The organism is Coprococcus sp. AM100_B19A, from assembly GCF_027662015.1.
Classification (GTDB): domain Bacteria; phylum Bacillota; class Clostridia; order Lachnospirales; family Lachnospiraceae; genus Allocoprococcus; species Allocoprococcus comes.
On record NZ_JAQDKN010000008.1, the window covers coordinates 26,163 to 39,151 of the forward strand.

Consider the following 12,989-nt stretch of genomic DNA (forward strand, 5'->3'; position numbering starts at 1 on the left):
GATACTGAGGATATCCCAGCAATACTTGCTATCCCTGATACCTTATTCTTTCTACCAGCGTTTCCTTTTTCAGATTACTGCTTAAAACACAGGAAAGCACAATTTGTAGAATACCAACCAGAAGAATCATAACAAGAATCGGGATAAGAGGAACGTGATAAACGTTCATTCCAAAAATCCCATTATGCTTCGCATAGGAAAACAGTGCATAGCCAAGGGGCAGACCGGCAGCAAGTGCGACGCAGATGGTGCCAACCGTAAAAATCAAGCCCTGTATTTGTAAGCTCAGATTCAACTGCTTATTGGTCATGCCTACCGCTTGCAGCACACCGTACTCCTGCTTCTTCGTGGTGATATTGATAATCATGGTGTTTGCCAGATTCATAAACCCGATGAGACCGACAATTGCCATGAACAGATAGCAGCCAAGCTTCATCATACGGCTTGCGTATTCTGCAGATTGTAACTGTGCATGATAAGTATCCATTTTTATATGCGAAGTATTAGAAATCAAAGTATTCAGACTCTGTTCCACAGATGCAACATCTTTTTTATCACAGTCCACCCACAGATAGCCATAAGCTGTTCCCCTCGGATTCATGGAACGGTATACACCTTCCGGAATGACAAGATAAGTGTCCGCGCTTACAAAGGATCCTGCAATCTTTCCCTGATAGGTATAGGTTTCACTTCCATTCTCAAAGTCAAATGCAATGGATTCACCCGGAGCATATCCATCTTGTTCCATCCACGTCGACCAGCCAAAGAAAATTTCACCATTCTTTACCGCCTGATCATAGTCCATAGAGCCAATATCCCCGTCTTGGCGCATAAAATCAAAATCATTTTTACTCACAATATCAGCTGGATATCTTGTTCCGTTCAGATTTACATAGACAATCTCTCTCGTCATGACATCTGTCACTCCTGGAATGCTTTTGATTTCTTCAATCATTGAATCATTCAGTGGGTTGTTCTGTAGGATTGTGTCCAGATTATTCTCCGAATAGGCTTCATCATAATTCTGGGAATAATCCAGCTGCAACTCAAATTGTCCATGGTTGATTGCAATCCGCGCCTCGTGCTCCGTGTCAATATTCCCAACATAATTAGAGATAATTACGAACAATACACAGGAAAGCCCCATGGTAAGAATCGTAGCAATGGTTCTTTTCGGATTGCCTGTCACATTTGCCATTGCCATGGAGAAAACGGTGACATCTTTTCTGCCTTTTCGTCTGCCCTGTTTTTGCTTTTTGGAGCCGTCAAGATACCGTGTCGCTTCGATGGGTGAAATCCGGGAAACAATTTTCATGGGTTTGCGCAGAGCCAAAACGACCGTAAGAAACGATACAAAAATGCAGATGAGCATAATTGTCAGTGAAAACAGAGGCACCTGATGGTTCTTGATTCCGGACGATACCAGATTTCCCTGCTCCACCAGCCAGTTGAAGCTGACTTTTGCAATCAGGAAACCAAACAGCAGACCCAGCGGTATCGAAGGAACCGCCAGAAGAATGCCCTCACGAAAGATCAACTGCTTCATCTGCTTTCTGGTTGCACCCAGCGCCTTGATTTTTCCGTACTCCTGAACCTTCTGGGCGATCCCGACCTGGAAGATATTATAAATGACCACAACGGAAAACAGCACGATTCCGAGGATCAGGGTTCCACAAACCACAATCATTTCATAGCTCGGCTGCAATACCCACTGCAGGTAGAGGTCATTGATGATCACGTTTTTCTGGTCAATGCCGCAGGAATCCGCGATTTCTTTTATAACAGGCGCAACATTATTCATAGATACATTTGCAGAATCGCTCAAGGTAAAATAGATATTATATCGCCTGTCACCCTCCGCAACACGCTCATTATAAAAATCCCGCGAACCGAATACAACATAGGAAGCCTCGATGGTATATTCATCCCGGTCATATAAAATCCCGCTGACAACAAATTCTTCCGGCTTATATTCTGACTGCATCCCTGCGCGGTAATCCAGTGTAACCGTATCTCCGACCTTTACATCACCATACCCCATTGCACGAAAAAATGCTCTTCCTGCGGCAATTTCCTGCGTTCCCCCCGGATACTTTCCTTCCTTTAACTCATATTCCTTATTATAGGGAAGCATCTTTCTTGCAGTCTCATCCATGCAGACAAAACCACCGTTTTCGTTGCCTTTTATGATACCTTCGGTGCACATAGTGCCTGTAGCATCTATTTCCGCACGGCGGTTTACTTCTTTTAACTGCGGTCCGCCTGCTGCGACAAACAAACCATAATTGCTTCCATATGAGCCTGCCGCCTGACTTTTCTGTAAACGGATCATTCCATTTCCCACAGTACTGATAATCACAAGCAGCATCGTAGTCAGACATATGGACATCATAATCAGTATACTTCTTGTCTTGTTCTTTTTGTCATTGCTATATGCAATCCTGCTTATTGTCTTCATCTAAAATCCACCACCTGTCCATCCTCAATTACCAGAATACGATCAGCGACCTGTGCAATTTCGTCATCATGGGTAATCATTACAATTGTCTGTCCATATTTTTTTGCTGTCATCTTAAGCAGGGCGATTACCTCATCACTGGTCTTAGAATCAAGATTTCCTGTCGGCTCATCTGCAAATATAATTTCCGGACGATTCACCAGTGCTCTTGCAATTGCTACTCTCTGCTGCTGTCCTCCGGATAACTGATTTGGCAGATTATAAATCCGGTTTTCAATCCCCAGAGTTGCAATGATATCATTTACATACGCTTCATCCACTTTTCTTCCATCCAGCCCCAATGGCAGTACAATATTTTCCCAGACATTAACAGATGAAACCAGATTAAATGCCTGAAAAACAAATCCGATTTTTCTTCTGCGGAAAACAGCAAGGGCATCTTCCTTCATCCTGTATAAATCTTTCCCGGCTAAAGTAACACTGCCTTTTGTAGGGGTGTCAAGCCCTCCAAGCATATGAAGTAATGTACTTTTACCGGAACCTGACTTTCCGACAATTGCGACAAATTCTCCCTGCTCAATCTGAATGTCCACCTGATTGACCGCTTTGACCTGATTCTCACCTGCGCCATAAAACTTACAAAGCTGCTTGGTTTCTAATATCACACTCATGTGTTGCCTCCTTTTCAATTCTGTAAAGCGTACCTTTTCAGCACGCTTTCTTTGCCTGTTTATATATTTGGTCATTTTTCAACCTACATCCAAATTGTATCAGGGCAATCTTTCATTTCACTTTCAAAAAACGAGCAGAAGTCTTACAGAATTGTAAGATTTCTGCTCACTTAAAATTTAACCAACATATGGTAATTGAATCACAAACGTGCTTCCTTTTTTCTTTTTACCGGAGGTTACCGTAATCGTACCTGCGTGTTTTTCGATAATTTCTCTCGATAGAAAAAGTCCGATTCCTGTACCACTCTTTTCCATGACCTCCTTGGAACTTCCTCTGTAAAATCGTTGAAAAATTTTGTGATACTCATTCTGCGGAATACCAATTCCCTGATCCTCAATTTCCATTCTTACAAGATCGTTTCTTTTTTGTAACCGGATAAATATTTTCGAACCACACGGACTGTACTTGACCGCATTATCCAGAACGTTGATCACAGCTTCACCAAGCCACCTTTTATCTTGCATAACCATGCATGTTTCCAGCTCTTTTGCATAGTCAAAAACGAATTCAATTTCTTTCTCATCCGCTTTTGGATAAGTACAGTTCACAGCAGATATGACAGTATCCATAAGCGGAAGTTTTTTCTTATTAATCTGAATCAGTCCAGTTTCCATCTTGGATATTTCAAGAAGCGACTGCAATAATGTCTCCAGTCCATCCAGAGCACTCCGACAACGGATACGAAACTCCTCCTGTTCTGTGGCACTTAAGTCATTCTGCATCAGCACACTAAAACATGTATCCAAAGCTGCAACCGGTGTCTTTAACTGGTGAGAAATATCAGAAACCATTTCTTTCGTGTTCTCCTTTTCTGCCCTTGCTTCTTCCTTTATCAACTGAATATGATGTCCGATTGCTTCAAGCTGGTCATTCAATTTTTCCAGTTCTGCTGGATTTTCCGTTTTCAGTAAATCATCAAATTTATTTTCACGGAATCTGATCAGAATTTCTTCCAACTGGTCTAAAATTTTCTGATGACACGCATCTTCTTTTTTCTTCCAATAAAGTAAAAAAGTCAAAAGAAGCACGCATATCAAAGTGCTTACAACACCGGTCACCATAACCTGATGCCGGAATTGTGAATAAAATGTATTCCCATTATTTCCCCAGTATCCATATTGCTCCAATAATTGCCTTCCCTGTTCGTTAGTTTCAATATCCTTATCCTTAAGCAATTCCGAAACAGCATCCAGCCCGGAAAATTCTTCCTTTGCAGCAATCTCTGTCATAAGATTCATTTTATATTTATAATCTTCATAAAACACATACGTGGTAAAGCAATTTAATATTGCAAACAATACTATGACAGGCAAAACCAAGGAGAGCACTACTGTAATCTTCTTGCGATATCTCTTTGTCACTGCCTTACTTCCTGATTCCATATATACCCAAGACCTCTGATATTCTTTATATAGACCGGTGCAGCCGGATTGTCTTCGATTTTCTCACGGAGTCTTCTGATATTGACAGCGATTGTATTTTCATCCACAAAATCCCCTTCCAGATCAAACACATTTTCCAATATTTGTGTTTTTGAAAGAATCTGTTTCGGATTCTGCAGAAAAAAAGTCAGCATTTTCAACTCCGTTTTTGTCAGACTGATTTCTCGACTCTTTATCAGGACTTTCATTTCTCCTGCGATAAATACGATATCTCCCGAAATCATCTTCCCGGCTTCCGTTTTCTCCTGTCTGCGTCGGAAATGTGCTTCTATTTTCAAAAGAAGTACCGAAAGACTAAACGGCTTTGTAATATAATCATCTGCCCCTGCTTCATATCCCATGACATGATCCATCTCCTGATCTAGTGCTGTAAGACAAATAATGTATGTATTATAATTGTATCTCATCCACCTTACAAATTCCAGTCCATTCCCATCCGGAAGATTCACATCACAAATGGTAACATCCACATTATTATCACTTGCAATTCTTTTCGCTTTTTTCACTGATTCTGCTGAAAAAACCTCATATCCGGATTTTTTCAGTGAGAATGTAATTCCACGATTTAAATTTTCATCATCTTCAACCACGAGTATACCTGGCATAGCATATGCACCTCTCTTTATTAACTATTCATCGTGACATGCTCCCACCACTTAAATCCCTGATTTTGAAGTGGGGGCTTCTTGCTCAATGGCTCTACTGAGCCAAGTATCTACAAGCTATCCTCGCGTGCCCCACGATTCTTTTGCCCGGACACGGGCATATTTTCTTGTTTTTCTATTGTCCGGATACGGACAGTTTATGCTGTCAACATCCTTCTTGCCTCTTCACGGATGTTGATTGCTGCATTACGATCTCTGTCCATCTTATTTCCACACTCACAGTGATAGACTCTTTCGGATAATTTCAGCTCTTTCTTTATCCTACCACATTTACAGCATTTTTTACTGGAAGGAAAAAAACGGTCTACTTTTACCATTTTCTTTCCTTTCCATGCCAGTTTATAGTCTAACATTTCCCTGAACATTCCATATCCATTATCCTGTACGCTTTTTCCGAAATGCAGGCACTGTCCCATCGCTTTCATATCGATATCTTCCACTGCAACTGCATCAAAACTATCTGCAATCTTTCGACTAAGTTTGTGCAGATAATCTCTTCGCTGATTCCGTATCTTTTCATGACATCTGGCAACTTTCTTTTTCTGCAGTTCGTAATTATGACTTCCCCGTACGCATCTTGACAACTTTCGTTGCTCCCTCGCCAGCCTCTTTTCATTTTTTCTGAAAAACCCTGCTTCTTCCATCTCAATCTTTTCTGAAAATACTGCCATCCCCTGCATTGCATAATCTATTCCAAGTATCGTTGCAGTACTGTAATCTGGTTCAGCTGCTTGGTTTTCACAGCTGTATCCTTCATACAACAGGCTTGCAAAGTATTTTCCGGATGGTTCCATACTGACTGTCACTGATTTCAGACGAAAATCTTCCGCTGGCTCTCTGTGTTTTTTCATGGCAACCCATTTTAATTTCGGAAGTCTGATCCGCTTACTTTCCATCAGGATATTTCCATTGACCACATTCGTTGTATAGCTGTTTCTGGAATGATGCTTTGACTTGAACCTTGGAAATCCAATCTTGGGTTCTCGAAAAAAATTCTTATATGCCTTTTCCAGATGAAGCTGGACATTTGCCAGCGCCAGCGAATCTACTTCTTTCAAAAATGGATATTCCTTTTTATACATGGCCGGTGTATTTTTTAACATTTTCTTCGTCTTTTCATACTCCTGGATCTTATCATTAAGCATTTGATTGTACAGGAAACGACAACAGCCAAATGTTTTGCCCAGAAGTATCTTCTGTTCTTCTGTCGGATAAATTTGGAAACGATATGCTATGTTCAATACTTTTTCTCTCCCTGGCTTTCAATATATTGACGGATTACTTCTACCGGAGCGCCTCCAGCTGTCAGTAAGCAAAAACTCTGACTCCAAAAGGCTTCTTTCCAAAGTTTTTCTCTGATCTCTGGATACTCCTTTTTCAACAGTCTGCTACTTGCACTTTTATAAGCATTGATAAATTTACTAAGTTCTGTTCTCGGCTGCGCACGGAACATTACATGCACATGATCAATGTCATGATTCCATTCTTCCAGAACTATCCCATACCTTGGAGCAATATGTTCCCATATCTCTTTTGCTCTTTCTGAAATCGGATTATCAATCACTTTTCTTCGATATTTCACCACCATGATCAGATGATAATACATCAGATATACTGAATGCGCATTATGATCTATTTTTTTCATGCAAATCAGCCCTTTCTCCAATAATTATCTTTTCGACTGATTCTATTATACCATAGATCGTTCTATCGAACAAGTGTTCTTTTTGTTTTTGCGCAATTCATCACCCACCTGTAAAGGAAGGAGAATTCTTGCTATATTATGTTAAAACCGCAATTACAGGCTGAAAAAGAATTCCACTTGCAAGATACAGGATGGAAAGAGGGAATACAACTGTCAGACTTTTTAATGCAAAAAGTAAAAGCACTATCCCAGCTGCAAGCATCGCATTTTCGGGAGTATACCTGAGAATGGTATTCACCGATAAAGGTTCACTGGATTTTTTTACAATCACTGTAAATACAATCCCCATAAGGACAATTGCAACAATCGGAATTAATTTCTTTTTATTTTTCATTTCACATCATCTTCATCAATAATATTTCCACTTAATTCATCTATGGCATCCTGAATTTTTTCTACACTCTGTCTGCTTATTTTTTGAATGTGATATAAAATCACTCCATCGATCACCGCATTTATGATGAAAATAATCCCTGTCATAATCGCAGCCGTCTTAACCGTATTGGGAGAAAAGAACATCATAATAATTCCACCCAGAACTACAAAGCATGATAAAATGACATACTTTCTGCAATTTACTTCAAATGCTCTCTGCATATATATTGCTGTTTCCATACAGATAATGCCATTGATTATAATATAAATGCTAAATACATAGGAAAATAAAACTGTCGTAATTCCTGCATGAGTAAATATAAAAATCCCCAGAACGCATTTCATAATTCCCTCAAACAGAGAACCTCTTGAATAAAAGTCTGTCCAAACCCGCAAGTAATAAATCAGGTCAAAAATACCATTTGCAAATATTACAGCGCCTGCAATAATCGCTGTTACCTCCAAAGAATCCTGCGGACGAACAATAAACAATATACCAATCAATAACATCATGAATACGTTAATCCACATATCTGTCTTAATCTTTTTTAACATTTTCATAGTTTTTCCACCTCTTTCTTTAAAATTTTTTTCTTAACTCCTGAATCAATTCATGGTAATACCGATGCTTCATCTCCGGAAATGCTTTAATAATTCTTCCTTGTCCAACAATTGTATGATTAGTGATCGAATTAGAAAGTTCATCAAATTCCCTTTGAAGTTCAGTTCTTTTTTTGCGAAGTTTCTCGATGGATTGTTCTTTTTTCATTTCAGCAGTTTCACGCAATTCAGCTTTTGCAAGAGCTGTCTGCACCTTTCCTTCATCTATAACCTGTGCTGTATCTATTGTTGTGTTTGCAACGGTATCACTGATTTTATCACTTACAATCCGCATATCCGAACGAATCTTATTTAATCTGGTAAGTTTCTTATTTAACCCCCGTATAACAGCTACTGTAACAATAAAATCTGCCAGATACACACAATATAAAATCACCAGTAAGATCCAGCCAAAAGTTGAATCAGCATGTGGCGATGTATGGTTTTCCACATATTTTTGAAAAACTTTCACGACAAAAACAATTGCCAGTCCCCATATTATCGAAAATTCCAGACAGATATACCCATGAAAATTTAAAGGTTTATCCGAATAATCCCACCATCTCGCATGAAAACATACATCTAACAGCCATCCAGCTATTAACTCCACTATAGTAGCCAGAATAATTCCAAATAAAAATATCATTCCATCACTCATCTGATAACCACTGCTTTGCAGTGTATTTATCATAGCAAAAACAGCTAGTACTCCAAATCCATATACCGGACACACCGGACCATTTAGGAATCCTCTGTTCACAACTTTTCCCAAAGCTACTGCATGAAAGATCACTTCAACAACCCAGCCACCAAAGGAATATATCAGGAAATACCAGCATATCTGATAGTATGTCATTCCACAAATCATAATTTTTTCCTCCTCCGCATTACAGCTCATTCACCTTTTTCTTTTTTATTTTCCAACAAATGTCAATATCGGTGTAAAATACCGGATTGTTAACAAAATTCCTAAAATCCTGCTTATCAGAAAAAGCGGAACTGCCGTCAGCACATCAATTAATGTGTGCTGTTTTGTTGTAAGAGTTGACAACACAATCATAATGGCAATTGAAACTGTAAATACTCTGACCCAAAGACTCATTCCAGCACATGTGAAGGAAACACAGATTACAAGGAAACAACTAGAACAATGCAGACTTGGTGCACAATTCAGCCCTCTGTAGCTGCCATGATAGACGAATTTCATAAAGTTTCCCCAGAACCCATCTGGAGGCGCCGGTCTCTGAAAAGAAGTCGGATAGATCAAATAGCACACCACACTGAGTACGATTTCCATTACCATAGTCATCAGATAACCACAATAAGAACATGGATCAGTTCGGAAAACTATCAGCGGATAAAAAGCAATCATTGGAAACCAGAAACAGTAAGGTAACACCGTCCATGGAAGAAAAGGAATCTTATCATCCACCGAACGTTTTACGTTGTGAATCTTACTCTGAAAAAACTCGCTTCCAAAATATAGCAGTGTCTGGAAAGCAAGCAAGATGCCTTGCACCAATATCAGTTTCTTAAACATATAATCGCCTCTATTCTGGGTTTAGCCCGTCTGTTTTCTTAAATCATATAAAATTGTTGCAACATCCTCTGGCAATTCAAGAAAATCCCCCTTACTCCATTCCCGATACATATTATAAATAGCACCGGCAAACGCACTGATTCTCAGATTTTCTTCTCTTGTTCCTTTTTCTACATCAATCCATTTCTGGATAAGATACTCTGTAATTTTTGCTAAAAATAAATCCCCCATTCCGGCTGTAATCAGAGCGTCTATAAATTCACGATGCAAATAGAAGAATCTGAAGCAGCGCAGCATATATTTTTTCTCATAGAATACCGTTTTGCTTTCTGTATCGGATTCTTTTGCTCTATATTCTTCCACCACCTCAACTAAATGTTCCGTCAGGATATCCTCTATCGCATTATAATTTCTATAAAACGACATTCTGGAAACATTCGCCTCTGAAGTGATATCTGAAACAGAAATGGAAGAAAATGCTTTATCTCCCATCAGCCGCAGCAGTGCTTTGTACATATCCTGTTTTACCTGAATATTGGTCTGACTTATTCTTTTCTTCATCGCTATAACTCCATTCCTGATGAAATATTTCTCTTGTAGATATTGAAATGTTTCTCTTTTAATGTTACAATCTGTAACATCATTATAAGGTATTTTATTCTTTTTTACAATCCAATATTTTACTATTAGTATTTTGTAACTGTTCAGAGCCAAGCAAAATTTCAAAAAACAGGTATAAAATGCTTGCATTTTTAAAACTGTTTTTGAAATTTTATTTGGCGGATACGCCACACCGACGAAATGCGTAGCATTTTGGAGGCTGGCTCTGAACAGTTACAGTATTTTTAATAATCAGGAGAAAAGCACTATGAAAACAGCCATCATGACTGACACAAACAGTGGTATTACTAAAAATATCGCCGAAAAACTTGGAATATATGTTATACATATGCCTATAATTATTGATGAAACAACTTTTTATGAAAATGACACTATCACAGAAGCCGAATTTTTCCATGCGCTTTCCAGCAGCAAACACATTACCACTTCTCAACCCTCCCCTGGTGATGTAATGGATTTATGGAGTCAAATCTTAGACGAAGGATATGATGAGCTTGTATACATTCCAATGTCAAGTGGTCTGTCCAATTCTTGTGCTGCTGCTACAGGATATTCACTGGATTATGAGGGAAAAATTGAAGTTGTTGATAATCATCGAATTTCCGTTACCATGTACGAATCAGTGCTCCATGCAAGAGAAATGTCCCTGAATGGAGCTTCTGCAAAGGAAATAAAAGCAGCCTTAGAATCTGATGCCTATAATTCAAGCATCTATATTACTGTAAATACATTAGAATACCTGAAAAAGGGAGGACGTATCACCCCTGCGGCAGCTCTGATTGGAACAGTACTATCCATAAAACCGATTTTAACAATCCAGGGCGAAAAGCTGGATTCTTATGCCAAAGCACGTGGTTCTATGAAAAGAGCTGAAGAAAAAATGATTCTTGCAATTCAGTCTGATCTTGAAAAAAGATTTGTCCATCAAGATATGTCGAAATTGCATATTGGAGCCGCCGGTGCCGGACTTACAACTACACAGCAGAAAGAATGGCTGACTCTGCTCCACAATAAATTTCCGGAAGCTGACGTTTTTTACAGTCCGCTTTCTGCCAGTATCAGTGTTCATACTGGTCCCGGTGCAGTAGGTATTGGTATCAGTTTCAGATAAAAAACAAATCAAATACATAAAAAATCAAAATACAAGATTTTATCAACACTTCCTATGGTTTCTGCACCGGAAGTCATGTCGGGCCTAATACAATCACACTTTTTTTCCTCGGTAAAGATAAGGTAGAAATCGGCATTAGCCGATTTCCCCTTTTCACCTTATTTCATTTTACAGATAATCAAATTTCTTTTGAAGATATACTCGTAGCAGCATGATTCCTACATTGATAAATCCAAATAACAATATCAAATTCACAGGCAAATATCCTCTGATTATATCTCCAAGTACTGCTATCCCAGAAAGACTTCCAACTAAAAACATTTGCGAAATTTCATCCCACATTCTTTTGTATCGTTTTATTACTTCCACGATTATCACTATCATAATTGCCAATATAAAAAGTACAGCTACGATTGCCAGAATTCTGTTAATCCATGCCTCTTTTCCTGTATATGCTATTTTCTGATTGAATCCGTTATCATAAGTCGGATATACCAGCCAGTCACAAAATCGCACATACCATATATATGGAATTTTGAAGAAATTGAGCAGTTGCCGGACCACATGAAGGCATACTTTACCCGTCTCCTCAATCATTTATCAGATGAATATGCCTGTCTTGCCGAGGCATCTTACGATGCTGGTATTGAACGAGGCTATTCCAGAGAAGAAGCCTATGAAAAATAGAATACAAAAAAGGCAGAAAGCTAGTGAAAACCAAACTGGAATTCACTAGCTTATTTTAATGCCAATAATCATAAGGTGAACGATACCCTCGCTGCTGTGCTACCACCGGCTTTGGCTCGGCCTTTGATATGCTCTCCTCTGCAGCTTCTTTTGTGGCAAACAACCTATTCTTGTTTACCTGGATTCCACCGCCATTTTCAAATCTTATAATAATCAAATTTCCAGCCGGGCGCACCACCGTACACTCCCGGACTATCCTATTACTTTCTACAATATAGGCTTTATCGCCTGCTTTATATCCTGCTGCCATAAATGCCTCCTACAAAAGAAAAGGCCAGCTCAAAGGGAAATCAAAGCTGGTCATCCTTACAACCTATTTTGCTGTTACCTTCTCTCGTAAAGCGATACCATCAACAACTCCATTCACGTAATCCTGAGACGCTAATGCACTATGTACTTCCGTAGTTGCGTCCATGTATGCTCCAAGTTGCTGCTTCTGCATATCACTTAACCCTGCTTGCAAATATGATAACAGCCTATCTTCCTGCTGCTTAAGTCGGGTATATTCTTGAGACTGAATATACACACGAAGTGACTCATCAAAATTATCTTTGATGCATTCTTCCAATTCCATGTCAATCACACCTCCAATACCGGGATAAATATTGATCGGCCTGTTTAACAAAATATAAAAAACCCTAGGTAGCGAACCTAATGTTATTAGGTCAAACATATGTTCTTTTGTCAATTTTAGAATTAAAACGAATCGATTATTGTCTGGATAATATCATTAGCTTTGGCATTAGTATATTTTGCATACAATGCATCAAAAACATGCTCTAGCGTCTGCTTCTGGTCGACTGTATCCATCGAACACTCTGACAGCCAATATAAAAGCACATCAATGGCAATTTTAGTTTTACCCAATCCCTGCTCATGAAAAATCGCAGCATATTCTAAATCTTTCACCGCATCTACAGCTTCTTGCTGATACGGAAAAGCCTTAAATTTGGCTATATATTTAGGCTCTCGTTTTAACTTGTTACTTTTCAT

17 protein-coding genes are annotated in these 12,989 nt (G+C 39.0%); 2 read left to right on the forward strand and 15 right to left on the reverse strand.

Annotated elements, in window-relative coordinates:
• Positions 1–28: 28 nt before the first annotated feature.
• From PGQ33_RS09670 to PGQ33_RS09720, 11 genes are all read right to left on the reverse strand, one after another.
• Positions 29–2,458, reverse strand: coding sequence for an ABC transporter permease (locus PGQ33_RS09670; protein ID WP_270205647.1), 2,430 nt, complete (start codon positions 2,456–2,458; stop codon positions 29–31).
• Positions 2,455–3,129: an ABC transporter ATP-binding protein gene (locus PGQ33_RS09675; RefSeq protein WP_006426335.1), complete on the reverse strand. Its 675-nt coding sequence runs from the start codon at positions 3,127–3,129 to the stop codon at positions 2,455–2,457. The genes PGQ33_RS09670 and PGQ33_RS09675 overlap by 4 nt, the downstream gene beginning before the upstream one ends.
• Positions 3,130–3,306: 177 nt before the next feature.
• On the reverse strand, positions 3,307–4,572 hold the full coding sequence (locus tag PGQ33_RS09680) for a sensor histidine kinase (RefSeq protein ID WP_270205648.1): 1,266 nt from the start codon (positions 4,570–4,572) through the stop codon (positions 3,307–3,309).
• Entirely contained in the window at positions 4,548–5,237 is a 690-nt protein-coding gene (locus PGQ33_RS09685) for a response regulator transcription factor (protein WP_270205649.1), read from the reverse strand. The genes PGQ33_RS09680 and PGQ33_RS09685 overlap by 25 nt, the downstream gene beginning before the upstream one ends.
• 197 nt (positions 5,238–5,434) lie before the next feature.
• Positions 5,435–6,538: an RNA-guided endonuclease TnpB family protein gene (locus tag PGQ33_RS09690; RefSeq protein ID WP_117557934.1), complete on the reverse strand. Its 1,104-nt coding sequence runs from the start codon at positions 6,536–6,538 to the stop codon at positions 5,435–5,437.
• A complete protein-coding gene (gene tnpA, locus PGQ33_RS09695; protein ID WP_195250961.1) occupies positions 6,535–6,942 on the reverse strand; it encodes an IS200/IS605 family transposase in 408 nt (135 codons plus the stop codon). The genes PGQ33_RS09690 and tnpA overlap by 4 nt, the downstream gene beginning before the upstream one ends.
• Before the next feature lie 136 nt (positions 6,943–7,078).
• Complete coding sequence (locus tag PGQ33_RS09700; protein ID WP_270205650.1) at positions 7,079–7,336, reverse strand: hypothetical protein; 258 nt, start codon at positions 7,334–7,336, stop codon at positions 7,079–7,081.
• The gene (locus PGQ33_RS09705; RefSeq protein ID WP_270205651.1) at positions 7,333–7,938 is read right to left on the reverse strand and encodes a DUF308 domain-containing protein; all 606 of its coding nucleotides are present in this window, start codon (positions 7,936–7,938) and stop codon (positions 7,333–7,335) included. Before PGQ33_RS09705 ends, PGQ33_RS09700 begins: the two co-directional genes overlap by 4 nt.
• Before the next feature lie 19 nt (positions 7,939–7,957).
• A complete protein-coding gene (locus tag PGQ33_RS09710; RefSeq protein WP_270205652.1) occupies positions 7,958–8,845 on the reverse strand; it encodes a putative ABC transporter permease in 888 nt (295 codons plus the stop codon).
• Between the two features lie 45 nt (positions 8,846–8,890).
• Positions 8,891–9,517 carry a hypothetical protein gene (locus PGQ33_RS09715; RefSeq protein WP_270205653.1) on the reverse strand — a complete coding sequence of 209 codons (627 nt, stop codon included), beginning with the start codon at positions 9,515–9,517 and terminating at the stop codon, positions 8,891–8,893.
• Positions 9,518–9,538: 21 nt separating this feature from the next.
• Complete coding sequence (locus PGQ33_RS09720; protein WP_270205654.1) at positions 9,539–10,078, reverse strand: TetR/AcrR family transcriptional regulator; 540 nt, start codon at positions 10,076–10,078, stop codon at positions 9,539–9,541.
• Between the two features lie 307 nt (positions 10,079–10,385).
• On the opposite strand from PGQ33_RS09720, the gene PGQ33_RS09725 reads away from it, so the two are divergent.
• Positions 10,386–11,249, forward strand: a complete 864-nt coding sequence (locus PGQ33_RS09725; protein WP_270205655.1) for a DegV family protein — start codon at positions 10,386–10,388, stop codon at positions 11,247–11,249.
• A gap of 168 nt (positions 11,250–11,417) precedes the next feature.
• On the opposite strand, the gene PGQ33_RS17020 is transcribed toward PGQ33_RS09725, so the two are convergent.
• Positions 11,418–11,846, reverse strand: a complete 429-nt coding sequence (locus PGQ33_RS17020; RefSeq protein WP_242997051.1) for a DUF6040 family protein — start codon at positions 11,844–11,846, stop codon at positions 11,418–11,420.
• On the opposite strand from PGQ33_RS17020, the gene PGQ33_RS09735 reads away from it, so the two are divergent.
• The gene (locus PGQ33_RS09735) at positions 11,814–11,936 is read left to right on the forward strand and encodes a hypothetical protein (protein ID WP_255820990.1); all 123 of its coding nucleotides are present in this window, start codon (positions 11,814–11,816) and stop codon (positions 11,934–11,936) included. The two genes, PGQ33_RS17020 and PGQ33_RS09735, sit on opposite strands and share 33 nt — an antisense overlap.
• 55 nt (positions 11,937–11,991) lie before the next feature.
• Here PGQ33_RS09735 and PGQ33_RS09740 read toward each other — a convergent pair whose 3' ends face one another.
• The 3 genes from PGQ33_RS09740 to PGQ33_RS09750 form a co-directional block, all read right to left on the reverse strand.
• Positions 11,992–12,246, reverse strand: coding sequence for a hypothetical protein (locus PGQ33_RS09740; RefSeq protein ID WP_118071690.1), 255 nt, complete (start codon positions 12,244–12,246; stop codon positions 11,992–11,994).
• A 63-nt stretch (positions 12,247–12,309) separates the two neighbouring features.
• Positions 12,310–12,570: a DUF6809 family protein gene (locus tag PGQ33_RS09745; RefSeq protein ID WP_117598312.1), complete on the reverse strand. Its 261-nt coding sequence runs from the start codon at positions 12,568–12,570 to the stop codon at positions 12,310–12,312.
• A gap of 122 nt (positions 12,571–12,692) precedes the next feature.
• On the reverse strand, positions 12,693–12,989 hold the full coding sequence (locus PGQ33_RS09750; RefSeq protein ID WP_270205656.1) for a hypothetical protein: 297 nt from the start codon (positions 12,987–12,989) through the stop codon (positions 12,693–12,695).